Source organism: Streptomyces sp. NPDC087215 (genome assembly GCF_044744885.1).
Lineage (GTDB): Bacteria > Actinomycetota > Actinomycetes > Streptomycetales > Streptomycetaceae > Streptomyces.
This window is the reverse complement of the sequence record NZ_JBIUZD010000001.1, coordinates 349,752-376,680: the sequence shown is the minus strand read 5'-3', so window position 1 is coordinate 376,680 and position 26,929 is coordinate 349,752. Positions and strand designations below refer to the sequence as shown.

Below are 26,929 nucleotides of genomic sequence, written 5' to 3'. Positions count from 1 at the left end.
AAGAGGCGTCTTCGTGACCATCTAGCTGATGCGGTGGTTGTCCGGCCGTGGACAACTACACCGATGACCTGCGGCTGCCCCTGCTCACCCTCGACGAGGCCCGCCAGGTGGTCAGCCTCCTCCTGCACTTCCAGGACGAGACCACCGAGGAAGGGCGCGCCGCCGGGGCCCTCGCGCACGACCTCGCGCTCCGCCTCCCATCGGAGTAGGACATCGCCCACCTGCGCTCCGGGCTCCGCGGCCGCCAGCGGACACCGAACGGCTGTGGATCGTGGACGGCACCCTCACTCCGGTCCGCGACCGCAAGGTCGGCGCTGGGCAAGAAGGCCGACGCGCACGTCTGGCGGGAGTCGGGCCTGCCCGCCCTGGCGGTGGGCACGACGGTCATCGCGGACGGCGCCTACCTCGGCACCGGTCTGATCGTCCCGCACCGCAAGAGAGCCGGCCGTCCCTGCGTGGGCAGGAGGAGGACAACACCGAGCACCGAAGGGTGCGAGCCCGTGTCGAGCACACCTTCGCCCGGATGAAGAACTGGAAGATCCTGTGCGACTGCCGACAGCGAGGCGACGGACTTCACCATGCCGTCCAGGCCGTTGCCGCCATGCACAACCTCGCCATGACACGGTGAAACGGCAGATCAGACGCCGCTTCGGCCTGCCCAAGCCGGACCTTCTGCAACACCCTTTAGTGCTCGACACCGCGTCCGCGATCGTCCGCAGCGAGGCACGACAGCGCTTCACGCGGGGGACGACGACAGCCCTCCTGTTACCCGCGAGACGGGTGGGCGATAGTGCCGCAACGACCCGTGATTGCCGTGCAGTCGGTCCAGGTAGGCGGGCAGACCATTCCCGCCGACCGGTGGCAGTTGGTCCGGGACCAGGTTCGGCTGTCCGACGACCGGCCGGTGGCCGTCACCTATGCCCACGGATATGCGGCCGTGCCTGGTGACGTGCTTGCGGTTGTGCTCACCCTCGCCAGCCGGGTTCTTACGAACCCAGGAGACCTGCGACAGGAAAGCGTCGGCTCGGCCTCGGTGACCTACTCCGCCGAGACCATCGGGGCGTCCCTCGCGCCTGCGGATCGGTGCCTACTCGGCCAGTACCGCAGGCGCTTAATACTCCAGTGCGACTTCGTGAGCGGTCAAGAAGCGGTTGGATATGCCTTCTACTGTGGAAGGGATCTAAGCCAAGCAGCGACGTCCAACGAACGTCGGAGGTCTGCGTCGAACCGTTCCGGGTTCGCCTCCGTCAGCGCGCGGCGGATGCGTACGGCTTCCTCGCTCGCGGCCAGGGCCTCCGCCCGCCGCCCCACATCCCCCAGACGGGCGGCCAGGTTGTTCAGGGACCCGGCGAGGTCGGGCAGGTAGGCGTCCGGGTTCACCTCCGCCAGCGCGCGGTAGTGGCGTACGGCTTCCTCGCTCGCGGCCAGGGCCTCCCTCCGCCGCCCCACATCCCCCAGACGGACGGACAGGTTGTTCAGGGACCTGGCGAGGTCGGGCAGGTAGGCGTCCGGGTTCACCTCCGCCAGCGCGCGGTAGTGGCGTACGGCTTCCTCGATCGCGGCCAGTCCCTCCGCCCGCCGCCCCACATCCCCCAAACGGACGGACAGGTTGTTCAGGGACCCGGCGAGGTCGGGCAGGTAGGCGTCCGGGTTCACCTCGGCGAGCGCGCGGCGGATGCGTACGGCTTCCTCGATCGCGGCCAGTCCCTCCGCCCGCCGCCCCACATCCCCCAGACGGGCGGACAGGTTGTTCAGGGACCCGGCGAGGTCGGGCAGGTAGGCGTCCGGGTTCACCTCGGCGAGCGCGCGGCGGATGCGTACGGCTTCCTCGCTCGCGGCCAGGGCCTCCGCCCGCCGCCCCACATCCCCCAAACGGTTGGCCAGGTTGTTCAGGGACGTGGCGAGGTCAGGCAGGTAGGCGTCCGGGTTCGCTTCGGCGAGCGCGCGGTAGTGGCGTACGGCTTCCTCGATCGCGGCCAGTCCCTCCGCCCGCCGCCCCACATCCCCCAGACGGGCGGACAGGTTGTTCAGGGACCTGGCGAGGGCGGGCAGGTAGGCGTCCGGGTTCACTTCGGCGAGCGCGCGGCGGATGCGTACGGCTTCCTCGATCGCGGTCAGTCCCTCCGCCCGCCGCCCCACATCCCCCAAACGGTTGGCCAGGTTGTTCAGGGACCCGGCGAGGTCGGGCAGGTAGGCGTCCGGGTTCACTTCGGCGAGCGCGCGGTAGTGGCGTACGGCTTCCTCGACCGCGGCCAGTCCCTCCGCCCGCCGCCCCACATCCCCCAGACGGACGGACAGGTTGTTCAGGGACCCGGCGAGGTCGGGCAGGTAGGCGTCCGGGTTCGCCACCGCCAGCGCGCGGCAGTGGCTGGTGATGGTCTGGGCAAGGTGGACGGCGGTGCGGGCGAGGCGTCGGCTGGAGTGCGGGAACAGGTCGTACAGGGTGGCGAGGTCGTCGAGGGCGGTGTTGGGGTCGGTGGTGAGGGTGTCGAGGGCGGTGATGAGGGGTTGGGGGTGGTTGGTCTGGACGGCGGTGGCGATGACGTGGGGGGTGAGCCGGTGCGGCAGGCGTGTGCACAGGCCGGTGAGGTGGTCGTCGAGGCGGCCGTCGAAGACGGGGTGGGCGGCGGCGCGGCTGTAGACGGTCAGGAGCTGGGCGGTCTGCGCGTCGTCGGCACCGTTGATCAGGTGTTCGGCGATGGAGGGGTCGGTGTCCAGGATGCGTCCGATGTGGCGTTCGGCGAGCCGGTCGGGCTGGAGCGCGCCCCACGGCCGGCCCGGCACGGCCGGGGGGTAGAGGGCAGCAATCCAGGCGGTGACCTGGTCGCGCCGGTCGCGGGCCTGGTCGGCCAGGGCCGGGAGCGTGGACCACGTGCGGTCGGCCTGTTCGCGATCGGCCGCGCCCACGAGGTGGGCGGCGGCCAACGCCTTCTCCAGGGTGCCGCGGCTCAGGGCCGGGGAGAGGCCGTGCGTAGCAGCACTGTGCTGCCAGTAGCGGCGCTCGTGTCCCAGCAGCCGGTCCTCTACCTCCTGTGCCCGCTGGCCCGCTGATACCTCTGTCGTGTCTTTGCTGCCGGGGGTGGCGGTGTCGAGGAGGTCGGCGAGGGCGGTCATCTGCAGGGTCAGTGCGTTGGCGTAGCCGTCGTGGTCGAGTCGCGGGGTGGGCAGGGCGCCGGCGGCGGCAGGCCACTCGTGGCCGGCTAGGCCGTGTACCCGGGGGAGGGCGTCGGCCAAGGCGCGGGCGGCGGTGCGGTATGCCTGCGTGCGCGGGCCCGGGGCCTGCTCCAGGGGTGCCAGCAGGGTGGAGGGTGCCTCGTCGAGGTGGTCCTCGGTGAGGCGGGTGGCGCTTTTGGCCTGGGTCCACCAGTCGCCGTCGGTGCGGGCCAGCAGCAGCACCTTGAACGGGGTGCCGCCGCCGTGGCCGGTGGCAGCCTCGACGAGCGCGGTCAGCTGCTCGGTGCGGGCCTCGGCGTAGTCGAGGACGACCAGCAGCGGTTTGACCGCATGCCGTAGTGCGCGCAGTTCCGGCGCGTCGGCGTCGGAGCGCGGCCACAGCACTGCCCAGTTGTCGGCGGCCAGTCGTCCGGCCAGGTGGTGGGCGAGGCGGGTTTTTCCCTGACCGCCCGGCCCGTGCAGCAGCCACGCTCCCCACCCGCCCCGGCCGCACCAGGCGAGCAGGTCGGCAAGCAGGTTGTCGCGGCCGTGGAAGGGCACCGTCTGCCGGCCCGCCTGCAGCAACGCCGCAGGCGAAGCCATCCCCGCCCGGTCCCCGGCCGGCATGTCGGCCAGGTGCTGGAACTCCACCGCTTCCAGGCCGGTGGCGGGGCCGCCGTGTTCGGCCAACGCCGTGCGGAACGGCGGGTCGTGGTGCAGGACGTAGGCGGGGACGGCGTTCAGCTGGCCGTGTCCGGAATGCGCCCGGTCGGAGGCCACCACACCCGCCAGCAGTCCGTCGCAGAACACGGTCGCCCCGGACAGGCCGCCCCACGGCGAAGTGCCCTGCTGCGACCACCACTGCGGGGGGTTCTGGAGCAGGTCCACCACGTACTGGTTGCCCACGAATCCGCTGCCCGGGTTGATCCGCCCCTCCATCTGGGCGGCCTCCACTGGCTGCCCGGGCCGCTGGGCCACGTCGGGAACGCCCCACGTCCGGCACGCGGCGCCGGGCTCGTCTGTGACCATCCGCCCCCAGCGCACCGCCCCCGGCGAGGGCCATGCGGGGTCGTCGTCGAGCAGGACCAGCGCGGCGTCGTCCCGCCCGCCGGGCATGCCGCACCACACCACCAGTCCGCCCCAGGTACGGTCACGGCCGGGTTGGAACACCTCGACCCGCCCACCGGACCGGGCCGCGACGTGCGCGGACGTCAGCACCAGACGCCCACCCACCGCATACCCTGACCCCGGACCGTCCGGACCGGCCACGCCCAGCACACGATCCCGCTCCACCCCTACCCCGTTCCCCGCCTGCCGTGCTTGCGCTCTGCCCCGTGCTCCGATCACCGGCCACTGGGGGGACCGCCGACGCGGTCCCCCCCCGGTACCGGTCAGTCCGGGATACGGCCCGACACGTCCCCCGGGCCGGCAAGGCGGTCCGGGGACCCGCTCACCAGCAGGTCACCGCCGTGCGCGTTCCTCGGCGTGAGCGTGAACGACACCCGGTGCGTCCGGCCACGCGAGGCCCCGGCCTCCGTCTCCGCGCCCACCGCCCACAACTTGAACCCGGCCTTCGCCTTCACATCGGCCCGCCACTCGACCGTGAACTCCATCTCCACCGGCCCCACCGCGAACACCACCTCCGGATTCGCCCCGCCTCGCGCCGCCGCCGCGACAAGCTCATCGCGCACCGCCGCCACCGCATCCACCAGAGGAATATCCACCGACCCCGCCCCCATCCCACGAACCGTCAACACCCATACCGTAGAACCGCCGGCACGACCCCGGCAGGCGAACACCCACACACCCCGGCCACCGGGCGCACCCGTCAGGCACCCGGGCAGGACCGTGCAGCCACACGCCGTATCCCACCGAGGAGGGATCCCAGGCGAAACGACGCCGGTCCGATGACGGCCGACGGCCTGCCGCTCCGAACTGACGAAGCCGGGCTGTGACTGCGGGGCTCACTGCCCTCACTTCTGGTTCTCCGGCGCGGCGTGGGATCCACTGGTGAGGAACGCTCGTCAAGGAGGACGAGATGGTCTTCGTACAAGATGGAGATGCGCTCACTGGGTGACACCTCCGGATTTACTCCGTCATCGCCCGGTTAGCCACCACAGCCTTTTGGGGTGGCCCTGGAGGGGTGAACGCGCCCATCACGGTCCACCGCCCCTCGCCCTCCGGGGGACGGCAGGTAACCGTGCACCGGGCCGGCCCCGACGAGATCCTGGGGCTGGCCCACTCCGATCACGACTTCGACGGCCCGTCGTGGGTCGAGTGGCGCGGCGGCCAGGCCCATGTGTGGAAAGCGGCCTGAGACTCCTGATGCGTCCGGCACCGGCGGCGCTCGACACAAGGATTCCCCTTCACCGATGCTACTCCCCGTCTCGCCGTCCGAGCGGCGGCTCTGCTGGACGGCGAGACCGCGCAGTACACCGTCCGCGCAGGCGCCTGGGTCGCTGAAGCGGTGGGCCAAGACCGGCGTGCACGAGCGCAGATCGTCGGGGTGATGGTGTCGGAATCCCCGAGGCAGAAGACCCGGAGGCAGTCATGCAGCCATGGATCAAGAGGGACGAGATGCGGCTGACGACCAGGTCGCTACTCCAGCCCGACCCGCCCTCGGAGCACGGGCGGCTGCAGCTCCATGTCGACAAGGCGACCGCCTCTCAGCTCACGGCACCGAAGCCGCTGCACCGGACGAACAGCTTCACCCAGATCGAGCCGAAGGAGGCGATGCGGGCGCGGGGTCCTCGGTGGACGCGTCGGGCTGGACCGACACCCGGCGGACGGTCTTCTTGGTCGCGCGGATCCAGTCGTGTTCCGGCGTGGCGTTGCCGTACCGGTCGATGACGTGCGGGGCCCGGATGATCACGGCCATCTGTGTGTAGTGCATGGGCTGACCACTCCCTTTCGAACTTGCCCAGTTCCCGAGAAGTTCCCTCGCGTGCGGTCCGCCCTCGGCTAACCTGCTTATCTGCCACCAGAAGGGGGGAATTCGATATGGATCTACGTACAGCGCGAATCCAGGAACTAGTGGAGACCCACGTCGGAAAACGCAGAACCCATGAATGGATCTTTGCGGGCATTCGCGAAACCTTGCTACGAAAGGCCCGGACAGCTAGCGCGACTGGAGAATGTGACTCAGCAATTGAGGATTGGGAAAAGGTGCTGACTGCGCATAGAGAGGGTGAAGAGAAATTGAAGGAGGGTGAAGCCAAACTGCTTGCACTGATGAAAGATGCTTTGGTTTGGGTCAGGCCCACCAAGCGGGACTATGCCCAGATTTACCACTTCTCGAAGAAGTGCGGGCACGTGCAACGGGGAACCCCGAAGAAGTTCATCCCCCGCCTTGAAGGTGAAGTGAGGCATCTGAATCCGTGCACCACGTCGCAGTGCCTTGCAGCTCAGTTTGCGTGGAACAGTCGCCCGCGCGCCGAAGCTGCCTGACGCTCACAGCAGGGGCACCACGCTTATTGATCCGAAACGGTTTGGGTTCTGGGTCGTTGGTGGTGTGTGAGTGATCTGGTGGGGGACGCGCGGCATCTGTCGCCGTCGGCGCAGGAGGCCTTGCGGTTGCGGGCGGTGGCCGCGTTGGTGGCGGGGCGGGACCGTGAGGACGTGGCGGCGGTGTTCGGGGTGTCGCTGAAGGCTGTCGACGGGTGGTGGGTGAAGTGGCAGGCCGGCGGGCGGGAGGCGCTGGTCATGCGTCCGCGTGGCAAGCCGGTCGGTGTGCACCAGGTGCTCGGGGAGTCCGAGCAGGCAGCGGTGCGGCAGGCGGTCCTGGACCACCGGCCCTGTGACGTGGGGCTTTCCGGGCAGCTGTGGACGCGGCGGCTGGTGGGCGAGCTGATCGCGAAGCTGTACCGGGTGCGGCTGACCGAGGTGGGGGTGGGCAAGTACCTGAAGCGGTGGGGGCTGTCCTTCCAGCGCCCGGACAAGCGGGCCGTCGAGCAGGACCCGGATGCGGTCAGGCTCTGGCATCAGGAGACCTGGCCGGAGATCCGCGCGAAGGCGAGGAAAGACGGCGGGGAGATCCTCTTCGCCGACCAGGTCGGGATCCGCTCGGACCAGGTCACCGGCCGGACCTGGGGCGAGAAGGGGAAGAACCCTGTGGCGCGGCGGAGCGGGAACCGGTTCTCGGTGAACGCGATGTCAGCGATCAGCACCAAGGGCCGGATGCACTTCATGGTCTTCACCGAGAGCTTCACCGCCGAGGTGATGTGCCGCTTCCTGGACCGGCTCGCCGGCCACGTCGACCACAAGGTCCACCTCGTGGTCGACGGGCACTCCGCCCATCGCTCCAAGAAGGTCCGTGACTGGCTCGCCCCCCACCCCGATGACGTCGAACTGCACTTCCTGCCGCCGTACTCACCCGAGCTGAACCCCGACGAGCTGGTCAACGCGGACCTCAAGCACAGCCTGCCCAAGCAGCACCGGGCCCGGAACCAGGCCGAACTCGCTGCAGAGAACCGCCGCTTCCTCCGGCGACGTTAGCGCCAGCCGCACATTGTCCGCAGCTACTTCGGCGGCCTGCACGTCCGCTACATCATGAACGAGAACCTCATGAGTTTCTGATCAATAAGACGGCCAAGTTAAACCCTGGGCTGAGGCGGATTCCTCTCCTCAGATGCCAGAGTAGTGGCGCAGACCAGTAGTCCCGGACCCTACGCTCCCAGTCCAACCGGTGGATACCTGCGCCGGCTCGGCAGCAGGACCGGACGCAGGCCGCCAACGGATCACCACTTCTGCCCACAGGCCAAGGAGCCGGATACGTCGTGGGAATGTAGGACAAGGAAGTGAGTCTGCGCGCGATCAGCTCGGGGAGACACTGCGTTCACCCGGCGCCCGCTCAACGGGTACCCGTCAAGATGATCCAGTCGTCGAACGCGCCCCGCTCCTCCTCCTTTCTCTTACGGATCTCCTCCAACTGGTCCACGCTCATTCCATGATCCTTGGCGAGCGCATGGATAACCTGCATAGCGTCGGCAAGCTCTTCGGGCCCCGATTCCTCGTCTGCCAAGAGGTATTCGCGGACTTCCTCGACGAATTTTCTCCGCAGCCTTTTGCGGCGCTCCTTGGGAGTTGCGATGTAGAAGACCGGTTCGACCCCGTTAGCGATCATGATCTTCAGAATCTTGTCTCTCACCAGCTTGCCGTGCCAGCTGACCGTCATCGTGGCCCTCCTCCATGCGCTCACGGGGAGGCGCGCCTGGACGCCTCCTGGCGGGGCAGCCTACGAAGACGGGTGCAGCCCGCCCACCCCTTGACCGTTCACGCGGATTCCGCCGAACGGGTGACACTAGCCCGCCAAGTAGCCCGCACCTGGAGGGCGACCGGACAGGAACGGACCGGCCCCAGGCCGTTTCCGACGCCCCCGGCCCGTTCCCGTCAAGGGGTGGCGATGCGCGGCGCCGCCACGCCACGATGCCGCGATGAACGACGAAGAAACCCTGGAGGAATGGGCACGCCGCCGCGAGATCCGCCGGAAGGCGGCCACGGGCAGGCGCCGCTTCGTCCCGTTCGGCGACAGCCCCCACCGCGGCGCCCACATCGACCCCGGCGCGCCGAGGGCGATCGAGGAGTGGACGGGCAGCGAATGGTCCGTGGTCGGAGTCGTTGAGAACCTGGACGCCGTCAAAGCCCTGTTCTGGCCGCCTCCCCCTCAGCCCGAGAAGCCTGTCGAGTGGGACCGCGCCGCCGCTCGGCAAGGGCCGGGGACGGCACAGGAAGCCGTCCCCGGCGGACGAACGTGACCTGTAGGCCGGGCTGGCGGAAAGACCGCTGGCACTCCCGAGACCTGGCGGCACGCAGCGTCGAGGTCGGAGACGAGGACTCGCGCGGGCTCACCCATCGCCGCTCGAGTGGCCCTCGGCAACCTCACCCGGCTTCGCCGCAGGCTGCTGACCGCTGAGCGTGCCCGCGTCGAGCATTTCGAGTGGACTCTCAGGCCAATATGGCCGGGCCCGAACCGCTGGACGGTGGATGCCACACAGCCAGTTCGGACCATGTTGCCTTCGACGAGGCGACCGACTGGCAGTGGCCGCGGTCGTCTTTTCTCCGGGTAGCCAGTCCTTGACCAGGGAACAGGCCTTCTTTGCTGCAGCTGATGATTAGGCGATGGTCGAGACAGCTGGTGGCTACGCTCAAGTAAGAGGACGCCGGTGCGTTGCTCGGGAACCTCCGATCTGCTCGTGGAGAGCAGAGAACGCGGAGCTGAGATCGCTCACGGCAGAACAGGGATTCCTCGGTGAGGACTGGAGAACCGTGCAGATGCATGCCAACCTACACACTTGTCGACGCTCGATGTGCGTTCAAGCCCCCTGGGGGTCCACTGTCTCGGCATTTTTCGATCTCTCCGAGATGTATCTTCCTCACTGTTCGCGCTTCGTATGATGATCGTCGAAGCGGCTCCGATGGAGAGCGGCTGGGTGGCGCTCGGAAACTGGATGAATCGGCGTGTTATCGCTTTTATCAGCCTCCGGTGCTGCCCTGTGGCGCGCGAAACATACACCGTGATCCCCGGTTAGCCTAACCGGGGATTCGGCGGATCATAGACCTCGTTCGCACCAGCTGCTTGGCGGTGGGCCGGAAGCGGATACTGCTGTCCTCGTGCCTGTATGCGCTCCCGCCCTCTCCTTGAGGGGGGCGGTGTTTGTTCGAGCACGGTGAGAGAAATATTCACAGTCCGCCTCCACGGAGGCACGCGACGTCACGAATAAGGAATCCCCAATGCGTCTTGTTGTGATATCCCCTGCCTCGCATCGGAAGTCGTGGCCGCGCGGCCGCCTCCCTTCGCCGACGCTTGCCTGCCCAGCAAGTGGGTGTGCGGGGACGGCCTTGCTCCCTGGAGGCGGTCTGGCATGAATGAGAGGGAGAGAGGCGAGCTGGTGATCGTCCCCAAGACTCGCGAGGAGTTGACGGGGGTATCCCTGCTTACCTCGATCGCCCGGAGGCATCGTCCGTAAGGCATTCGCCCACCGTGAGGTGAGAGGGCGACCGCATACTGATGCGCGGGACGCCGTTCCGATCGGACCTGCGACTGCCAGGAGATCCTCGCTGGGCCCCTGGAGGAGCTGGTTTGGCAAGAGGTCGCACACACGGGGAGTCGTGCAGGCAGTCGCGGCTCTGCCGCGCAGCATCTCGCCTGTCTGCCTGTGCGGGCTCGAGCACATCCCGCCCTTGCCGGTACTGCCTACAGGAACTGGGCCCCCATCGCCCCTTGCATGAGCCGGAGGCGCCCGTACATCGCTGCTCGACAGCAGCCTGACCGCACCGGTGGGGTGCGGGACGGAGGAACGTATGCAGGACAGACTGACAAGCGGCGACGCTGCGAGCGCCTGGCTCAAGGAGCACTTCGTCGGCGACCCGGCGCCTGAGGTGCGGATCACCTGGAGGGTTGACTCCTCCGAGGAGGATCCTGCCGCCGTCCACCCGCTACTGGATCTGCTGTTCGGTGCCCCATGAGCTCAAGGCGGCTTTCGTGTCGACCGTTTGGCTTACGTTGCCGTCTGACGAGCGACCCCGCAGACGTGACTACACCTCGGGGTCCGACCAGTCGCGTAAGGACTGAAATGACCAAGACGCTCAAGCTCGCCACTGATGCTGTCGACCGGGCACTGAGGCCGCGGCTCCGAGCCGTCGACTACCTGAGAGTGTCTACGGAGGAGCAGGCCAAAGGGTACGGCATCGAGGTCGGCGGCAAGCGCACGAAGCGGTACATCGACAAGAAGGGCTGGGATCACGTCGAGACTTTCAAAGATCCGGGCGTGTCCGGTTCCCTCATGGCCGAACACCGAGACGACCTGAACCGCCTCATGAAGATGGCAAGGCAGACGCCTCGCCCCTTCGAAGTGGTCGTCGTCCCGGAGGGCCGGGTGATCGGTCGGACTGAGCGGGCCTACTGGCTCTGGGTCTGGGAGCTGGAAGACCTCGGGGTGGCGGTGGCCGACGCCAAGCACGACATCGACAACACCACCCCCGACGGCCGCGACAAGATGCGCGACGAGGCGAACTATGCCTTCAAGGAGTACGAGCGCATCCGGACCCGCACCCAGAGCGGCATCCAGGAGAAAGCCCTGGACGGCGGGTACGCCGGTGGACGCCCCCGCTACGGGTATCGCATCGAGAACAAGGGCCAGAAGGGCGACTCCGCTCAGGTCGTGGACGACTGCACCTGCTCTGGCAGCTGTGCAACCCTCCATGAGGCCGAGGTGTTGCGTCAGGGGCGGCGGCTCGTCGTCTATTACGTGGGCAGCTGGGACAGGGCGGCGCTCACGCTCAACGCCGAAGGCCTGATGACCCGCTCGGGCAAACCGTGGTCTGGCGACAACCTCCGGGCCAAGCTGAGATGGCAGGAACTCCTGGAGCCCAAGGTGATCTGGCGCAACCCCGCCAACGCCAAGCGCAGCAGGCATCGCGGCGTGACGCTGGGCGTCGATGGGAGCTCCGCCTTCGGCGAGACCATCGAGATCCCCCTGCCGGCGATCTTTTCCTTCGAGGAGGTCATGGAGCTGAAGTGGGTCACGGTCACCCGCCCTCCGGTGACCAAGGGGCGCACGTACACGCTGTCCCGGCGCCTTGAGAGCCCCTGCGGGAAGCACTACACCGGCGGAGGCGGAGCCGAGCGGGAATACCGCTGCTCCGGCAAGAAGCCGGAGTACGCAGGCGCTCCGCGCTGCTCCTGCCCCAGCATGGATGCCGAGGCGGTTGAGGCGTACGTCTGGGACCAGATCCGCGCCATGCTGGGCGACTCCAAGCGACTGCGCCATCTCGCCTCCCTCCAGGCGGCGAGGCACGCCGGCAGCAAGGTGGACTACGAGAAGCGGATCACTGACTTCGAGCGGCAGATCGAGGAGCAGCAGGAGTCGATGGATCTGACCATGACCGTGGCCGCCCGCCAGGCGGCCCGCAAGGGTCTCGGCAGAACCGAGGCCGAGGCGCATGTGGAGCGCGCCGTACGGCGGCTTGAAGCGGAGCTTGCGGAGACGGAGAAGCTGCTCGCCGAGACCCGGCAGTGGCAGGCGGAGGTCGCGGCAACGGAAGGCCGGGCCAATGACATCGAGGCCCTGGCCGAATTGGCACATACCCACATGGCTCAGGCCGACGTCGAGGGTCAGGCCCGATATATCGAGATGCTGGACATCAGGGCGAAGGTCGTCGGCGAGCCGATCACGCGGAAGTCTGGGCGCAAGTGCTCGGTCGGCCAGTGGTTCACCGACCGCAACAGACTCGTTCCCGAACTGACCGACGAGGCATGGGAGCGGGTGGCCCCGCTGATGACGGGGCACTGGGGTGTGGATCCGAGACGGATGCTTGATGGCATCCTCCATAAGGCGCGCTCCGGTTCCAGCTGGCCCGAGATCTTCGCCCGGTTCGAGTCCCGGTCGGTGAAGACCTACTGGGACCGCTGGCGGACGAACGGCCGCTGGGAGGCCGTCATGACGGTCCTTTCGGCCGAGGGGGACGCCGCACACGCGGAGCCTTCACAGGTGCCGCTCCTGGAGATCGAGGGGGCGATCAAGCCAGCCCTCCTTGTTGGCTCCGATCACGCGATGCTTGAACGTTGCGCTTGAGTTTCGTTGCCACGTCGCCGACCCTAGAGCCATGGACGGCGGCGGGTCGAACTGTTTTCCGACCTCTTCCGGGAGGCTCGGTCCGTGGCTGCCGGACCGCGCCCACGGACGGCGGCCCGTTGTCAGTGCGCTCCGCTAGCCTCACCGCATGTCACTCACCGTTGATCAGCTGACCGGGTACGTGGAACGGGACCTGGACGCCGACGTGGCGCGCTGGTTCGCCGAGACCCCGCGCGCCGTCGTGTCCACCGGGATCCGTCCGGTCGTCCCCTTCCTGGCCAGGCTCCCGCACGACGCCGCGACGGCGCTGGCCGGATTCGACCGCAGGGTCCGCGCGGGGGCCCTGCCCGGCGTCCTGGACATCGCGGACTGGTCGTACGCCTTCGACTTCAAGGCCAACGACTGCCGCATCCTCGACTCCGACTACGACACGGAACTCTCCGACGACGACGTGTGGTCCGTCGGTGCCGACGGCGGCGGCAACTACTTCGTGGTGCTCACGAACGGCAGGGTCGCGGTCTGGTTCCACGAGGAGGAAGTCATCGAGGAGGGAACGCAGTTCGACAGCGTCGACGTGTTCGTGTGGACGATGGTCCGCTACCACGCCGTCCGGGCGGGCGCCCTCGGCCTGAGCGCGGTCGAGGCGGACTTCCGCGCGCTCGGCCAGCCCGGCGTCCTCGACCCGGAGACCGGCCTCCTGGCCCGCCTGTCCTGAGGGCGGGGGAGCGGACCTGCGGACGGCCTCAGCGCACCGGGAAGCCGAACGAGTAGCCCTGCTCCCTGAGCCAGGGGAGGAGACGGCGCAGGGCCTCGACGGTCTGGGTGCGGTCGCCGCCGGCGTCGTGGAACAGGATCGTCGGCCCGTTGCGCAACTCCCTCCTCACGGTGGCGACGATGGCGTCCGCACCGGGACGCTCGAAGTCCTTGGTGTCCACGTTCCAGCCCAGCGGGCGCATCCCCCGGGAAGCGGCGACCTGGCGGCTGTACGGGGTGAAGGCCCCGCCGGGAGCCCGGTAGTACATCGGCCGTACGCCCCCCGACGCTTCGGTGATCATGCGCTCGGCGTCGAGTATCTGCTGCTTCTGGTACGCCTGGGAGTCCTTGTCCATCGCCGTGTTGTGCGACACCGAGTGGTCGCACAGCCGGTGCCCGTCCGCGACCACCTTCTTCACGAGTTCCGGATGGGCCTTCGCCTGCGTCCCGACCATGCAGAAGGTGGCCTTCACCCGGTACGTGCGCAGCAGGTCGAGGACGCGCGGGGTCCACACGGGGTCGGGGCCGTCGTCGATGGTGATGTTGACTCCGCGCGCCCCCGCCTCCGAGGCGTGCGCGATGGTCACCGAGACCGGCTTCGGGGCCTTGTCCGACGTGGTCGGTGCGGCCGGCACGGCCGGTGCGGAGGTCTTCGGCGCGGGGGCGTCCACCGGCCCGGCCTGGGCGGTCCACAGCGAGGCGCCGGTGGCGAGCACCACCACCCCGACTGCCGCCCCGAGCACCTTGCCGTACCAACCACGCCCGCTGCCGTGCCGCGTCATGTCGTCCCTCTCGCCCTGTTCCACGTCGTCCCCCGGTCACCTGCGACCACTCGGCAGGACGAGGCGCCGGAGCGATCGGATGCCTCCGTTACGGATCGCGGACATATTCGAGAGCATCTCCGGACAACTGATCGAAGGCTATGCCGTGCCATGGGGTCCCCGCACCGGTGAACAGGTCATGAGGCCCAGGGACGTACGGCCCGAAGGCCGGGGACGTACGGCCCAGGGCCGGGGACGTACGGCTTCCGTCCGGCCCATGCGTACGTCCCCGTCCGGCTCACGTACGCCTCTCCTTCCGGCTCATGCGTACGTCCCCTCCGCGCCACGGCTCGGACAACCGATCGACTACGCTCGCTCGCGACCAACCGCCCGGTGCCTGAGCGTGGCCGCCGACAGAGCTAGGGGGAAGACGGTTTGACAGTGGACACCGTGGCCGGGGCCGACGGCGCCTGGCAGTCCGCCCGTGCGAAGGGCCTCTGCTACCGGGGGCCGCGCATGGTCACCGGCGCGGACATCGTCCGCATCGCGCGGACGCTCGCCCTGGAACCGGCTCATTTCACCCAGACCGCCCCGGCGGCGGCCAACGACCCGACCGGTGTGGTCCTGGACAACGCCCGTCGTCGGGTCAACCTCAGGATCGCCAACGCGGCGCACGGCTGTGTCTTCCACGTCCGCACCCTGGAGGGAACCGGACGGTGCGGACTCGGCGAACTCGCCCCTGTCGTCTGCCGGATGCATCCCGCCGTTCCCGGCCCGGAGAGCGGGGCGAGCCCGCCGGACGCCGAAGGGACCCCGGACGGGGACGCGGAGCAGGACGGACCAGGCACACCGGGGCGCCCGCTGGACGCGGCGGGCCTGGCGCGGGCGGAACGGCGGTGGGCCGCCGACCGCGACCACTGGTTCGAGACCGTCGCCCGCTGGAACGCCCTGTCCAAGGACGTCGAGGACCCGCCGGGGATCGAGGACTTCCAGCACTACCTCCTGGAGGCGCACGCGGCCCGCGAGACGGGCGCGCCCTGGCCCGAGGAGGTGGTCGCGTGAGCGCCTCGGGACGCAGCCTGGGAGGCTGCGCGTCGTGCGGGGGACGCTGCTGCCGGGAGTACACCGTCAACGTGACCATGGCGGACGTGCGCAGGCTCGCCGCCGGAATGGCCCTCCACCCAAGGGAGTTCGTGAACCTCAGGGAGAAGGACGACGGCGACTTCCGGTTCCGGCGCGAGGGCCCGATGTACGACCTCAGGCTCCGCCACCGGCCGGACACCGAGGGGTGCGTGTTCCTGATGGAGATCGCCCCGGGTCACGCGCGCTGCGGCGCCTACGTCCACCGGCCGATGGTGTGCGCCACCTTCCCCGCCGCCCTGACGCGGAACACGGTGTCGATACGCGACGACACGCTGTGCGGCGACTCGAACGCCTGGAACCTCACCCTCATGGACCTCCCCGGGCTGCGATCGGACATCCTGCGCAACCGGGCGGCCTGGTCCGAGCACCTGCGGACGGCGGACCGCTGGAACGCCCTGGTCGACGCCAGCCACCACTCCCGCACCCACGACGACCTGTACGCGTTCATCCTGTCGTCGGACCCGTCGGACCCGTCGGACCCGTCGGACCCGTCGGACCCGTCGGACCCGTCGGACCCGTCGGACCCGTCAGGTGCCGCCGAGGGCCCGGCCGGGAGCATGGGCGCGGCCTCCGCCTGACGCGCGCGCCCCGGCACCAGGGGCGTACACGGCGAGGCGCGGCCCCGTCAGCCCGTGGGCCCGGGGGAGGACGCCGGCACGTCCGCCGGGAGCAGCAGCCGCAGGTCCTCCAGGCCGGGCGAGGCCAGTGCGCCGATGCGCCGGGCCTGTCGCGTCATCATCGACTCCAGGATCTGGCGGGCGGTACGGGCGTTGCCGAAGGAGCGGTCCCTCGGGATGCGTGCGACATGGTCGCGCAGCGCGTCCAGGGTCTCCTCGGCGCAGTCGTAGCCGGACTGGGAGGCATAGGTGTCCATGATGGTGACCAGTTCGTCCGAGGAGTAGTGCTCGAACTCCACGGTCCGGCTGAACCGGGACGCGAGCCCCGGGTTGGAGGCCAGGAAGCGCCGCATCTCGTCGGTGTAGCCCGCGGCGATGACCACGACCTCGTCGCGGTGGTCCTCCATCAGCTTCAGCAGGGTGTCCACGGCCTCCTGCCCGAAGTCGGAGCCCGAACCGCCGGGGGTGAGGGTGTACGCCTCGTCGATGAACAGCACGCCGCCGAAGGCCCGTTCGAAGACCTCCTTGGTGAGCTGCGCGGTGTGACCCACGTACCGGCCCACCAGATCCGCGCGGGCCACCTCCACGAGCTGTCCGGTCCTCAGGACGCCCAGGGAGTGCAGCAGATCCGCGTAGAGCCGGGCGACGGTGGTCTTGCCGGTGCCGGGCGGGCCGGAGAAGACCAGGTGGTGGCTGATCTTCGGGGTGGGCAGGCCCGCCGCCCGGCGCTGGCGGGTGGCCTCCAGGAGATGGGTGAGGTCCGTGACCTCGTGCTTGACGGCCGACAGGCCCACCATGGAGTCCAGTTCGGCCAGCAGGTCCCGGGCGTCGCGGGCGGTGTCCGCGCCGCCGGGCGTCGCCTCGGGGGCGACGTCGTCCGGCAGCAGCAACGACAGGTCCGCCTCGGCGGGATCGGCCATCGAACCGAGCCGGAAGGCCTGCCGGTCCACCATCTCCTCGAAGACGCGGCGGGCCGCGCGGCCGTTGCCGAACGTGGCGTCGCGGGGCATCCGCTCGTAGTGCAGGGCGAGGGCGTCCAGGGTGCTCGGGGCGAGTTCGTAGCGGTGGGCGGCGCACATGGACTCGGTGATGGTGACCAGTTCCTCCACCGAGTAGTTGGCGAACTCGACGGTCCGGGTGAACCGGGAGGCGAGACCGGGGTTGGAGCCGAGGAACTCGTCCATCTGACCGGTGTAGCCCGCGGCGATGACCACCACGTCGTCGCGGTGGTCCTCCATCAGCTTCAGGAGCGTGTCGATGGCCTCCCGGCCGAAGTCGGCCCCCGACCCCCTGCCGTCCGACAGCAGGGTGTACGCCTCGTCGACGAACAGCACACCGCCGAGGGCCTCGTTGAACGCCTCGGTGGTCTTGATGGCCGTTCCGCCGATGATCTGCGCGACCAGATCGGCGCGGGACACCTCGACCAGATGGCCGGAGCGCAGCACCCCCAGCTCGGCGAGGATCCCGCCGTAGAGCCGGGCGACGGTGGTCTTGCCGGTGCCGGGCGGACCGGAGAACACCAGGTGGCGGCTCATCGGCGGGGCGGGCATCCCGAGGCTCGCACGCCGCTGCGCGAGCTGGTTGAGGGTGACCAGGGTATGGACCTGGTGCTTGACGTCGGCGAGGCCGACCAGCGCCTCCAGTTCCTCCAGCGGGCCCTCGGGCGTCCGGGCACCGCCGCTCGGGGCACCGGCCGTCGTGCCGCCCGGACCGAGGTCCTCGCCCCAGGCGTCGGGGACGGCGTTGCCGCTGCTGTCGAGACCCGACACGGTGAGGCGGTCGCTTCCCCGGGACTGCCGGAGGCCCGCGCCCCGGTTGTCGCGCACGGTGCACTGGGTGAGGGCGACCTTCTCGGTGCTGTCGACCCGGATGCCGTCGCCGGTGCTGCCCGTGACGTGGCACGCCTCCAGGGCGGCCCGTCCCCCCTCGGCGACCAGGACGCCGTGGGCGCCGGACTCGGCGACGTGCAGACGGTGACCGGTGACCTCGCCGCCGCTCTCCACCTGCAGACCGGCGGTGGCGCTCGCCCGGATCTCGCAGTCGCGGAGCGTGCCCCGGCCCCCGGCGCCGACCGACACCCCGGCCAGCGCGGTCCGCCGTACGGTGGTGTCGCGGACGTCCGGCGCGCCGCCGTCGGCGATCCGGATGCCGGAGCCCTCGGCGCCCTCCACCGCGCACGCCTCCATCCGCCCCCGCCCGTCCTCGGTCACCTCCAGACCGTGGCCGCGCGCGCCGGTGATCCGCACCCGGCTCAGCAGCGGGTTCGCGTGCGAGCGGACGGAGACGCCGACCCCGGCGGCGTCGAGGACGTCCAGCCGGTCGAACTCCGCCGAGGAGCTCTCCGTCAGCAGTACGGCGGCGGTCCTGTCGGCGCAGTCGCGCACGGTGGTGCCGGTCAGCAGCGGCGCGCTGTTGCCGAGCACCCGGACGGCGGGAGCGGTCGCGGAGTCGAAGGCGCAGTCCTGGAAGGTGCCACGGGAACGCTCGGTGACGGTGAGCCCGCTGCCCTTGGTCCGGGAGGTGACACAGCGCAGCACCTCCGGGTCGGCGCCGGAGGCCAGCACGATGCCGGGGCCCGTGGTGTCGGTGACGGTGACCTCTTCGAGGGTGGGCCGCGCGCCGCTGGTCACGTACACGCCGACGGAGGTGTCGTGCACCCGGGTGCGCAGCACATGGGTGGAACAGGTGCCTTCGAGCGCGACGGCGGGCTTGCCCGTGGCGCTGATGTCACAGTCCTCCACCCGGCCCTGGGCCTCGCCGTTGGCGAGGACGCCGTTGCCCTCGGCGTCCCGGACCCGGCAGCCGCGCACGGTGGTACGGGCCTGCTCGCCGAGGACGATCGCCGAGGTGCCCAGATGCTCGAAGACCGAGTCGGCGACGACGCTCCCCGTGGGCGCGGTGTCCACCACTCCGGCGCCGGTGGGGTTGGAGACACGGCAGTTGCGGATGGCCAGCGAGCCCTGCTCACGCGCCAGGACCGCCGTCCAGCCCGAACCCACCACCGCGCACCCGTCCATGGCGACCTGGCCCCGGGGCGCGTCGACCACGGGCAGGTCCTCGCTGCCGCCGCGCAGCGTCAGACCGGTGAGCATCACGGCGTCCGCGACGAGCACCACGGCGGTGCCCCTCGGCGGGCAGATCTCGACGTCCCCGCGTTCCCCCTCACCGGCGATGGTGATGCGGGTGCGCACGGTCAGGTTCTCGCGGTAGCGGCCGGGCCGGACGCGTATCACCGCTCCCGCCCGCGCCTTCTCCAGGGCCTCGCCGATCGTCCGGAAGCCCTGCGGCTCGTCCGGGCCGACCGTGAGCAACTGCCGTGACACGCTGGAGCCTCCTCGTTGTGACGCTGCTGCCGCCGGGCCCCTCGGCGGCCCCGAACCGTGCTGCCGGGAGGCCGGAGGAGAACGGGCACGCGAGGAAGGCTACGGGAACGGTGGTACCGGTCGCCAGGCCGTCGGGTGCCGTGCGGCGGCCCTCTTCGCGCAGGTGGGATGGGGTCATACCCCGTACAGGGAAAGGAGGTTCGCCCTTCGGGAACGATACCCGCCGAGGTTCCCCCACGGGCCGGTACGAGTGGGGCCGCGTGCCGCGCGGTGACGCTTCGAGCGTATCGTGCGGGCCATGCGACGTGCTCGTTCCTCCCGCCGCCCGGTACGTCACGCGGTGGCCGTGACCCTGCTGGCCGTGGTGCCCCTCGCCACTCGGGCGGCGCCCGCCGCGGCGGACCCGGCGGCGGACTCCGTCGAACTGCCCTCGATCCCCTCGGTCGTCGCTCCCGGTGAACCCTGCACCCCCGCATCGAAAGTGACGGCTCGTCAAGAACCGTGGACCCGGCAGGCCCTGGGGCTCAAGCGGGCATGGACGCTCGCGGACGGCGGCGGTGTCACGGTCGGCGTGGTGGACACCGGGGTCACGACCACCGTCCCGGCCCTCGGTGACCGGGTCACGGCGGTCGGCGCGGCGGGCGAGGACTGTGCGGGGCACGGCAGTTTCGCCGCGGGTCTGATCGCCGCCGCCCCCGTCGAGGGCGTCGGCATGGCCGGGGTCGCGCCCGCCGCCCGCGTCCTGGCAGTGCGCGGCACCGACGAGCGCGGCGCCCCGACGGCGAGACTGCTCGCCGACGGCATCCGGGCCGCGGTCGACGGCGGGGCGAAGGTCGTGTACGTGGGGCGCGTGGTCCCCGACGGCAAGGAGGTCCTGACGGCGGCGGTGGAGTACGCGCGGCAGCGGGACGCACTGGTCGTCGCCCCCTACGCGCCGGACGCGCTGCCCCGGGACCGCGCCACCGGCCGTACGGTCCGCCCGGCGCCCTGGTACTGGCCCTCGGCCGTGCCCGGCGTCCTCACGGTCATGGACCACGGCCCCGACGGCACCCGCCCGAAGAACGCCCCGCCACCGGCGGGCGCCGACCTGGCGGCGCCGGGGGACGCCGTGGTCAGCGTCGGCCCCGCCGGCGCCGGCCACTTCATCGGCTCCGGCTCCTCGTTCGCGGCGGCCAACGTGGCCGGGGCGGCGGCCCTCGTCCGCTCACGGCATCCGAGGATGACGGCGGCCCAGGTGGCACGCCAACTCGTCGCGGCGGCCTATCCGGCGGTCCCGCCACGGGTCGACCCGTACGCGGCACTGACCGCCGTCCTCCCCGGCGAGCGGGCCGCCCCGCCCGGCGCGCCGCCCGTGACGATCCCCCCGGAGGCCTCCTCCGAGCCGCGCCGCCGTGCCCTGTGGATCGCGGGAGCGGGTGGAGCGCTGGCGCTGCTGGTGGCCGGAGCCGCCGTGGTGATTCCGCGCGGCCGGGCCCGGGGCTGGCGCCCGGCGGGCCACGACCCGGAGCGCGGCACCACCGGGTGACCCACGGGCCGGACGGTGTGCGCGGCGCGGCCGGGCAGCGGATCGTTGCCGAGGTGAGCCGGAGCCGCGTACGGACGTGTCCGGCACGTCCGGGGGAGCCGGGGGCACCCGGGGCCTCCCGCGCGGAGCGCCTACGGGAGCGCGTGGCGGCCCGTACCGGCTGGGATGCCCATGGACGGGACCGTGCGCGCCGCCCCACGCGCCTCGTGCCGTGCCCGGCTCCCGCCCTGTGCCGCGGCACTTCGCACGGCGCTCATCCGCCCCGATCAGGACCGGGGGCCGCCCGCCGGTGCGGAACCCGGGCCACGGTGGGACGGACCTCCGCCCGGCGGTGGGGGCCGGAACCCCCGGGAGGGCGCCGCGCCCGCCGCCGGGCGGCGGCCCGCTCACTCCTCCGGCTCGTCCACCAGCGCCGTCTGGATCGTCGTCGTCTTGCGGCGGGCGACCCGGACGGCCCGGCCCGGATTCATGGTCCTGCCCTTGATGTTGCCCAGCAGATAGCCCTCCGAGGGCGGACAGGACAGCAGCAGGGCGGGGGTGTTGACCTCGAGGAGCCGTCGCAGCAGCATCTCGTTGATCCCGCGCCCCGCGCCCGAGGCGCCCCGGGCCACCACGATGTGCAGACCGACCTCCCAGCCCAGGGCCAGCTGGTTGAGCAGCGGCTCGAACGGCGCGTTGCCGATCCCGGCGCCCACCATGTCGTAGTCGTCGACCAGGATGAACAGCCGGGGCCCGGACCACCAGTCGGCCCGCTTCATCCGCCCCGGGGCGATGTCCGGGCCGGGGACACGGGTCCGCACCGCACGGGCCGCGCCGTCGATGAGGTCCCTGAGCGCGTCCGTCGACACGGCGTGGCCGAGCCGGTACTCCTCCGGCACCGCCTCCACCAGGTCGCGGCGGTAGTCCACGAGCATGATGCGGGCCTCGGCCGGTGTGTACCGGTCCATGACGGCCTTCGCCACGAGCCGCAGCAGATTGGTCTTGCCGCTCTCGGTGTCCCCCACGACCACCATGTGCGGGCTCTCGCTGAAATCGTGCCAGACGACCGAGAGACGCTCCTGCTCAAGACCGAGGGGCATCCGGAAGTCACCACCGGCAGGAGGAAGTTCACGCGCGGGGAGTTTCGTCGGCAGCATCCGCAGCTTCGGGGCCGCCGGTCCGTGCCAGCTCTCCCGCACCGCCGCCACCAGGCCCGCGAGCCCGTCGGAGAGGTCGTCGGCGGACTCCGTGCCGTCGATGCGGGGGAGCGCGGTCAGATAGTGCAGCTTGCCCTCGCGGGTGAGGCCCCGGCCCGGGACGCGGGGCACGGTGGAGGCCCGCCGGGTGTCGATCTCGGAGTCCATCGCGTCACCCATCCGCAGCTCCAGATGCGTGCCCGCCTGGTCGCGGATGGCCGCGGTGAGCTCCACCCAGCGGGCGGTGGTCACGATGAGGTGGATGCCGTAGTTGAGGCCCCGGGCGGCGATGGCGGAGAACGTCTGGATGTTGCGGTCGAAGTCCTGGCGGACCGTGGACCAGCCGTCGACGACGAGGAACACGTCCCCGTGCGGCTGGTCCGCGAACTCGCCCGCCGCCCGGCGGCGGCGGTAGGTCGCCATCGAGTCGATGCCCTGCTCCAGGAAGAACCGCTCACGGTCCGCGAGCAGCGTGGTGACCTCGGAGATCACCCGGCCCACCCGCTCGGTGTCCAGGCGCGCGGCGACCCCCGCCATGTGCGGCAGCCCGGCCAGCGACGCCAGGGTCCCACCGCCGAAGTCCAGACAGTAGAACTGCACCTCGCGCGGCGTGTGGGTGAGGGCCAGCGCGGTCAGGACGGTCCGCACCATGGTGCTCTTGCCGCTCTGCGGGCCACCCGCGACGGCCACATGGCCGCCGACACCCGACAGATCGACGGTCAGCAGGTCCCGCGACTGGTCGAAGGGCCGGTCCACGATGCCGACCGGGACCGTCAGCGCCCCGCGCAGCGGCCAGCCCACCGCGGTGAGGCCCAGCTCCGGATCGGGCGTCAGCGGCGGCAGCACCTGGTCCAGGGTGACGGGCAGGTCGAGCGGCGGCAGCCACACCTGATGGGCGGGCGGCCCCGCGCCGATCATCCGCCGCACGGCGACGGACAACAGGGTCTCGGAGGTCTCCTCCGCGGGCTCCGGTTCCGGCTCCGGGGCCTCGGCGGGCTGACGGGGCACCACGTACGACGCCGTCCACGGCATCGTCTGGTGCGCCACCCTGGCCTGGTTCGCCCGGCCGCGCCGCTGCTCGTACGGCCCGGAGACGTACGCGGCCCGGAACCGGGTCAGCGCCTCCACACCGGACTTCAGGAAACCGCCGCCGGGCTGCGGCGGCAACTGGTAGGCGTCCGGCACCCCCAGGACACCACGGCTCTCCATCGCGGAGAAGGTGCGCAGCCCGATGCGGTACGAGAGGTGGCTCTCCAGCTGGTGCATCCGCCCCTCGTCCAGCCGCTGCGAAGCCAGCAGCAGATGGACCCCCAGGCTCCGCCCGAGACGCCCGATCATGACGAACAGCTCCATGAACTCGCGGTGCGAGGAAAGGAGTTCGCTGAACTCGTCGACGATGACGAACAGGCTCGGCAGCGGATCCAGCGGCGTCCCGGCCGCCCGCGCCTTCTCGTACTCCAGCGCCGAGGTGTAGTTGCCCGCCGAGCGCAGCAGCTCCTGGCGCCGGATCAGCTCGCCGTGCAGCGCGTCCTGCATCCGGCCGACCAGAGCGGCCTCCCCGGCGAGATTGGTGATCACCGCCGAGACGTGCGGGAGTTCGTCCAGACCCAGGAACGTGGCGCCGCCCTTGAAGTCCACCAGGACGAAGTTGAGCGTCTCCGAGGAGTTCGACAGCGCCATCGCCAGGACCAGGGTCCGCAGCAGCTCGCTCTTGCCGGAACCGGTCGCACCGATGAGCATCCCGTGCGGACCGGTGCCGCCCTGCGCCGACTCCTTGATGTCCAGCTCCACCGGCGTACCGTCCGGGCCGACCGCGATCGGCACCTTGAGCCGCTGGGAGCCGGTGCCCCGCTCCCACAGGGACCGGGGATCGTGCTGGTACAGATCGGTGATGCCGAGGAGCCGGGTCAGCTCCACGTCCGAGGAGAGCGGTTCCGTGGCGTCACCACCGCCCAGCCCCATCCGGTACGGGGCCAGCCGCTTGGCCAGCGCCGTCGCGCCGACCGTCCCCAGACCGTCCGGCCGGCCGAGCCGGGTGGTCTGCTCCTTGCGCTCCCGGTCGGTGCGGACCAGCCCGAAGGAGTCCCGGCCCACGTCGAACCGCAGCGCGACCCGCCCCGGCCGCCAGCTCAGCGCACCGGACAGGTCCAGGACGACGGCGTTGCGGAAGCCCGACCCGTCCGCCCGGTGCTGGGCGGGCACGGAACCCCCGTCCACCACGATGACGGTGAACGGCTCGTCACGGCTGGGCGGGGCGTCCGGGTCGAACGGCGGACGCTCCAGGAACTCGGCACCGAGCAGGTCCTCCAGCTCGTTGAAGGTGGACACGGACATCCTCGCCGGACCCGCGCCGTCGGTCTCCTGCGGATGCAGATGGTGCGGAAGCCACTTCACCCACTCCCAGTCCGCCCGCCGCTCGTCCGACACGCACAGCGCCACCCACACGTCGTCCGGGGCGTGGAACGTGGCCAGTTGCGCGACGATCGCGCGGGCCACCGCCCGTATCCGGTCCTCGTCCCCACGGAACGACACCCGTGCCCAGGCCCGCAGATAGATCGCGATCGGCTGCTCGGGCACCGTCGAGTACGCCCGGATGAAACTGCGCAGGGCGTGCGCCGACAACGGCTCCAGATCCTCGACCGGAGTGGTCGACGTCGGCGTCAGCCGCAGCCCCAGCCGCTGCTCCCCGACGGCCACCCGGATCTCGCCGAAGTCCTCGTCCTGCGGCCTGCGTTCCCACAGCCGGGTCGTTCCCGCCAACTGCCACAGCGCCGAAGGCGGGGGATGACGCCAGGCCAGCGCCTTCTGCTGGTCGGACACGGCCGTGCGGACCTTCCGCCTGATCTGTGTCAGGTAGCGCAGGTAGTCGCGGCGCTCCCCCTTCAGGCGCTGCTTGCGCTCACTGGCCTTCCGGATCATCTGGCCCAGCATCATGGCCGCCGACGACAGCACCATCAGTCCCATGGCCAGATACATGAAGTGGCTGCCGCTCCCGCCGCCCATACCCGGTCTCATGAACATGAGCATCATGGAGACCGACATCAGCGCCATCGGCAGATAAGTCCACACCGCGGAGCTGTCCGGCACCACTTCGGGCAGCGTCGGCGGCTCCTGCAACTTCATTTCGCCGTCCGGCATTTCAGGGCCACGTCGTCGCGCCGGACGGCGGAACAGGACCACACTCAACGAAAGATCTCCTCGGTAGCGGGACAACGTCGGCGCGGCGGTGTGACAACACCGTTGAAAACAGCGGCGGGTGAGAACTCCGTCACATCGGCACCGGCGACCGGTCAGCTAACTCCGCCCATCCGGTATATCAGTTGATCGACCCGGCCAGTAATGCGCACCCGCCCGACGGCGCATTCCACACCCGCATACGATCACGCGCATACGATGACGTGTCCACCGAGCCGTCCTTCGCCACACCGCCGGGTGCGACGGAAACCCGGGAACCCCACTCGCAGACCCCCGGAAGAAGCGTGAGCAAGGCCGATGACTGACAACCAGGTGGCAGGACTGTGCCGCCTGACCGTACGCGCCCCGAACAGGACCATGGACCTCGCGGTCCCCTCCGACGTCCCCGTGGCCGACCTGCTGCCCGCCGTCCTCGGCTACGGCGGCGACGACCTCGCGGAGACCGGCCTCGACCACGGCGGCTGGGTGCTGCAGCGCCTCGGCGGCGAACCGATGGACGAGGAACGCACCCTCGACTCCTACGACCTGCGCGACGGCGAGACCCTCTACCTCAGACCACGCGTCGACGCCCTCCCCGAAGTACAGGTCGACGACCTCGTGGACGGCATCTCCAGCACCATGCGGGACCGCCCGCACGGCTGGTCCCCGGCGGCCGGTACCCGGCTGCTCCGCGGCTTCGCCGTCACCGCCCTGCTCGCCGGGGCGATCGTCCTCGCCCTGCCCGACGGCTCACCGGTGGCCCGCGCGACCGGCGCCGCCCTGGCCGGACTGCTGCTGATCGCCGGTGCCGGAGCGGCGAGCCGCGCGGTCGGCGACGCCGCCGCGGGAGCGGCACTCGGCTTCATGACCGGCCCCTACCTCGCCCTCGCCGGCTGGCTCCTGCCCGGCGGCGACCTGGGCGGACCGCACGGCCACGAAGTGCTGGGCGCCCGGCTCCTCGCCGCCTGCGCGGCGGGCGCGGGCGGCGCCGTCGTCGCCCTGGCCGCCGTCGGCTCCTTCGCCGCCCTCTTCCTCGGCCTCGCCGTCGTCATGGCCTTCGGCGCCCTCGTCGGCGCCCTGATGCTCGTCACCGATCTCGGACTCCCCGAGTTCGCCGGGATCGCCGCCCTGGCGGCCGTACTCCTCGGGGCGTTCGTCCCCAGCCTCGCCTTCCGGATGTCCGGACTGCGGATGCCGCCGCTGCCGGCCAACGCCGAACAGCTCCAGGAGGGCATCGAACCCCACCGGGCCTCGGTGGTCGCCGCCCGCGCGGTGATCGCCGACGGCTGGATGACCTCGCTGTACGGGGCCGTGGGCGTCGTGTGCGCGGTGTGCCTGGCCGTCCTCGCCCACGACGGCGGCCTCGCCGAAGCCGTCATGGCGGTCGTCCTCGCCCTGCTGCTGTTGCTGCACGGACGAGGCCCGGGGAACGTCTGGCAGCGACTGTCCCTCATCCTCCCCGGAGCCGGGGGACTGCTGCTGCTGGTCCTCCTCGGCGCCCCGTCCCGCACGGCCGACGGACGGATCCTGCTCGCCGCGGGCCTGCTGGCCGCCGCCGCCGGACTCGCCATCGCCTCCTGGACGGTGCCCGGCCGACGACTCGTCCCGTACTGGGGCCGGGCGGCGGAGATCCTGCACACCGCGGCCGCGCTCGCCCTCCTGCCACTGGCCCTCTGGGTGCTCGGCGTGTACGGCGCCCTGCGCGGACTGAACGGCTGACGGCCCGAACCGGA

The 26,929-nt window shown here is 70.8% G+C and carries 19 protein-coding genes and 1 pseudogene; 13 read left to right on the top strand and 7 right to left on the bottom strand.

Features of this window, described 5'->3' with window-relative positions; genetic code table 11:
* The first annotated feature begins 47 nt into the window (after positions 1-47).
* Complete coding sequence (locus tag ACIO92_RS01435; protein WP_366440686.1) at positions 48-209, top strand: hypothetical protein; 162 nt, start codon at positions 48-50, stop codon at positions 207-209.
* Between the two features lie 29 nt (positions 210-238).
* Positions 239-628 (top strand): annotated as a pseudogene (locus ACIO92_RS01430) (transposase family protein); the annotation flags it as partial.
* Positions 629-1,164: 536 nt separating this feature from the next.
* Here ACIO92_RS01430 and ACIO92_RS01425 read toward each other — a convergent pair.
* The gene (locus tag ACIO92_RS01425) at positions 1,165-4,269 is read right to left on the bottom strand and encodes a tetratricopeptide repeat protein (protein ID WP_402596675.1); all 3,105 of its coding nucleotides are present in this window, start codon (positions 4,267-4,269) and stop codon (positions 1,165-1,167) included.
* A 275-nt stretch (positions 4,270-4,544) separates the two neighbouring features.
* On the bottom strand, positions 4,545-4,907 hold the full coding sequence (locus tag ACIO92_RS01420) for a trypco2 family protein (RefSeq protein WP_401236231.1): 363 nt from the start codon (positions 4,905-4,907) through the stop codon (positions 4,545-4,547).
* 389 nt (positions 4,908-5,296) lie between these two features.
* Between ACIO92_RS01420 and ACIO92_RS01415 the strand changes: the two genes are divergently transcribed.
* Positions 5,297-5,470, top strand: coding sequence for a hypothetical protein (locus ACIO92_RS01415; protein WP_366440691.1), 174 nt, complete (start codon positions 5,297-5,299; stop codon positions 5,468-5,470).
* Between the two features lie 390 nt (positions 5,471-5,860).
* Here the strand turns inward: ACIO92_RS01415 and ACIO92_RS01410 are convergent, their stop codons facing one another.
* Complete coding sequence (locus ACIO92_RS01410; protein WP_366440692.1) at positions 5,861-6,046, bottom strand: hypothetical protein; 186 nt, start codon at positions 6,044-6,046, stop codon at positions 5,861-5,863.
* A 140-nt stretch (positions 6,047-6,186) separates the two neighbouring features.
* Here ACIO92_RS01410 and ACIO92_RS01405 point away from each other — a divergent pair, with 140 nt between their 5' ends.
* Complete coding sequence (locus ACIO92_RS01405) at positions 6,187-6,600, top strand: hypothetical protein (protein ID WP_366440693.1); 414 nt, start codon at positions 6,187-6,189, stop codon at positions 6,598-6,600.
* Between the two features lie 66 nt (positions 6,601-6,666).
* Positions 6,667-7,647, top strand: coding sequence for an IS630 family transposase (locus ACIO92_RS01400; RefSeq protein WP_401236229.1), 981 nt, complete (start codon positions 6,667-6,669; stop codon positions 7,645-7,647).
* A 355-nt stretch (positions 7,648-8,002) separates the two neighbouring features.
* Here the strand turns inward: ACIO92_RS01400 and ACIO92_RS01395 are convergent, their stop codons facing one another.
* Positions 8,003-8,326 carry a nucleoside triphosphate pyrophosphohydrolase gene (locus tag ACIO92_RS01395; protein WP_366440694.1) on the bottom strand — a complete coding sequence of 108 codons (324 nt, stop codon included), beginning with the start codon at positions 8,324-8,326 and terminating at the stop codon, positions 8,003-8,005.
* Between the two features lie 259 nt (positions 8,327-8,585).
* Between ACIO92_RS01395 and ACIO92_RS01390 the strand changes: the two genes are divergently transcribed.
* From ACIO92_RS01390 to ACIO92_RS01375, 4 genes are all read left to right on the top strand, one after another.
* A complete protein-coding gene (locus ACIO92_RS01390; protein ID WP_402280495.1) occupies positions 8,586-8,906 on the top strand; it encodes a DUF6087 family protein in 321 nt (106 codons plus the stop codon).
* Between the two features lie 1,546 nt (positions 8,907-10,452).
* Positions 10,453-10,617, top strand: coding sequence for a hypothetical protein (locus ACIO92_RS01385; RefSeq protein WP_366440696.1), 165 nt, complete (start codon positions 10,453-10,455; stop codon positions 10,615-10,617).
* Between the two features lie 107 nt (positions 10,618-10,724).
* Positions 10,725-12,725 (top strand): recombinase family protein, encoded by a 2,001-nt coding sequence (locus ACIO92_RS01380; RefSeq protein WP_366440697.1) that lies wholly within the window; start codon positions 10,725-10,727, stop codon positions 12,723-12,725.
* A 148-nt stretch (positions 12,726-12,873) separates the two neighbouring features.
* Positions 12,874-13,440: a hypothetical protein gene (locus ACIO92_RS01375; RefSeq protein ID WP_402056073.1), complete on the top strand. Its 567-nt coding sequence runs from the start codon at positions 12,874-12,876 to the stop codon at positions 13,438-13,440.
* Positions 13,441-13,468: 28 nt separating this feature from the next.
* Here ACIO92_RS01375 and ACIO92_RS01370 read toward each other — a convergent pair whose 3' ends face one another.
* Positions 13,469-14,260, bottom strand: coding sequence for a polysaccharide deacetylase family protein (locus ACIO92_RS01370; protein WP_366440949.1), 792 nt, complete (start codon positions 14,258-14,260; stop codon positions 13,469-13,471).
* A gap of 420 nt (positions 14,261-14,680) precedes the next feature.
* On the opposite strand from ACIO92_RS01370, the gene ACIO92_RS01365 reads away from it, so the two are divergent.
* Together ACIO92_RS01365 and ACIO92_RS01360 are read left to right on the top strand one after the other, a co-directional pair.
* The gene (locus ACIO92_RS01365) at positions 14,681-15,301 is read left to right on the top strand and encodes a hypothetical protein (protein WP_402280779.1); all 621 of its coding nucleotides are present in this window, start codon (positions 14,681-14,683) and stop codon (positions 15,299-15,301) included.
* Positions 15,298-15,960: a YkgJ family cysteine cluster protein gene (locus tag ACIO92_RS01360; protein WP_402280498.1), complete on the top strand. Its 663-nt coding sequence runs from the start codon at positions 15,298-15,300 to the stop codon at positions 15,958-15,960. The genes ACIO92_RS01365 and ACIO92_RS01360 overlap by 4 nt, the downstream gene beginning before the upstream one ends.
* Positions 15,961-16,007: 47 nt before the next feature.
* On the opposite strand, the gene ACIO92_RS01355 is transcribed toward ACIO92_RS01360, so the two are convergent.
* Positions 16,008-19,322, bottom strand: a complete 3,315-nt coding sequence (locus tag ACIO92_RS01355) for a right-handed parallel beta-helix repeat-containing protein (protein ID WP_366440699.1) — start codon at positions 19,320-19,322, stop codon at positions 16,008-16,010.
* Between the two features lie 298 nt (positions 19,323-19,620).
* On the opposite strand from ACIO92_RS01355, the gene ACIO92_RS01350 reads away from it, so the two are divergent.
* Positions 19,621-20,847: a S8 family serine peptidase gene (locus ACIO92_RS01350; RefSeq protein WP_402280501.1), complete on the top strand. Its 1,227-nt coding sequence runs from the start codon at positions 19,621-19,623 to the stop codon at positions 20,845-20,847.
* Positions 20,848-21,233: 386 nt separating this feature from the next.
* Here the strand turns inward: ACIO92_RS01350 and eccCa are convergent, their stop codons facing one another.
* The gene (gene eccCa, locus ACIO92_RS01345; protein WP_402280781.1) at positions 21,234-25,202 is read right to left on the bottom strand and encodes a type VII secretion protein EccCa; all 3,969 of its coding nucleotides are present in this window, start codon (positions 25,200-25,202) and stop codon (positions 21,234-21,236) included.
* 312 nt (positions 25,203-25,514) lie between these two features.
* Between eccCa and eccD the strand changes: the two genes are divergently transcribed.
* Complete coding sequence (gene eccD / locus ACIO92_RS01340) at positions 25,515-26,915, top strand: type VII secretion integral membrane protein EccD (RefSeq protein WP_366440701.1); 1,401 nt, start codon at positions 25,515-25,517, stop codon at positions 26,913-26,915.
* Positions 26,916-26,929: the final 14 nt, after the last annotated feature.

Coding starts and splice junctions, on each gene's coding strand:
- ACIO92_RS01385 (WP_366440696.1), top strand. CDS start 10,453: ATGCAGGACAGACTGACAAGCGGCGACGCTGCGAGCGCCTGGCTCAAG.
- ACIO92_RS01350 (WP_402280501.1), top strand. CDS start 19,621: ATGCGACGTGCTCGTTCCTCCCGCCGCCCGGTACGTCACGCGGTGGCC.
- ACIO92_RS01380 (WP_366440697.1), top strand. CDS start 10,725: ATGACCAAGACGCTCAAGCTCGCCACTGATGCTGTCGACCGGGCACTG.
- ACIO92_RS01410 (WP_366440692.1), bottom strand. CDS start 6,046: ATGCACTACACACAGATGGCCGTGATCATCCGGGCCCCGCACGTCATC.
- ACIO92_RS01370 (WP_366440949.1), bottom strand. CDS start 14,260: ATGACGCGGCACGGCAGCGGGCGTGGTTGGTACGGCAAGGTGCTCGGG.
- ACIO92_RS01390 (WP_402280495.1), top strand. CDS start 8,586: ATGAACGACGAAGAAACCCTGGAGGAATGGGCACGCCGCCGCGAGATC.
- ACIO92_RS01375 (WP_402056073.1), top strand. CDS start 12,874: ATGTCACTCACCGTTGATCAGCTGACCGGGTACGTGGAACGGGACCTG.
- ACIO92_RS01425 (WP_402596675.1), bottom strand. CDS start 4,269: ATGCCCGGCGGGCGGGACGACGCCGCGCTGGTCCTGCTCGACGACGAC.
- eccD (WP_366440701.1), top strand. CDS start 25,515: ATGACTGACAACCAGGTGGCAGGACTGTGCCGCCTGACCGTACGCGCC.
- ACIO92_RS01395 (WP_366440694.1), bottom strand. CDS start 8,326: ATGACGGTCAGCTGGCACGGCAAGCTGGTGAGAGACAAGATTCTGAAG.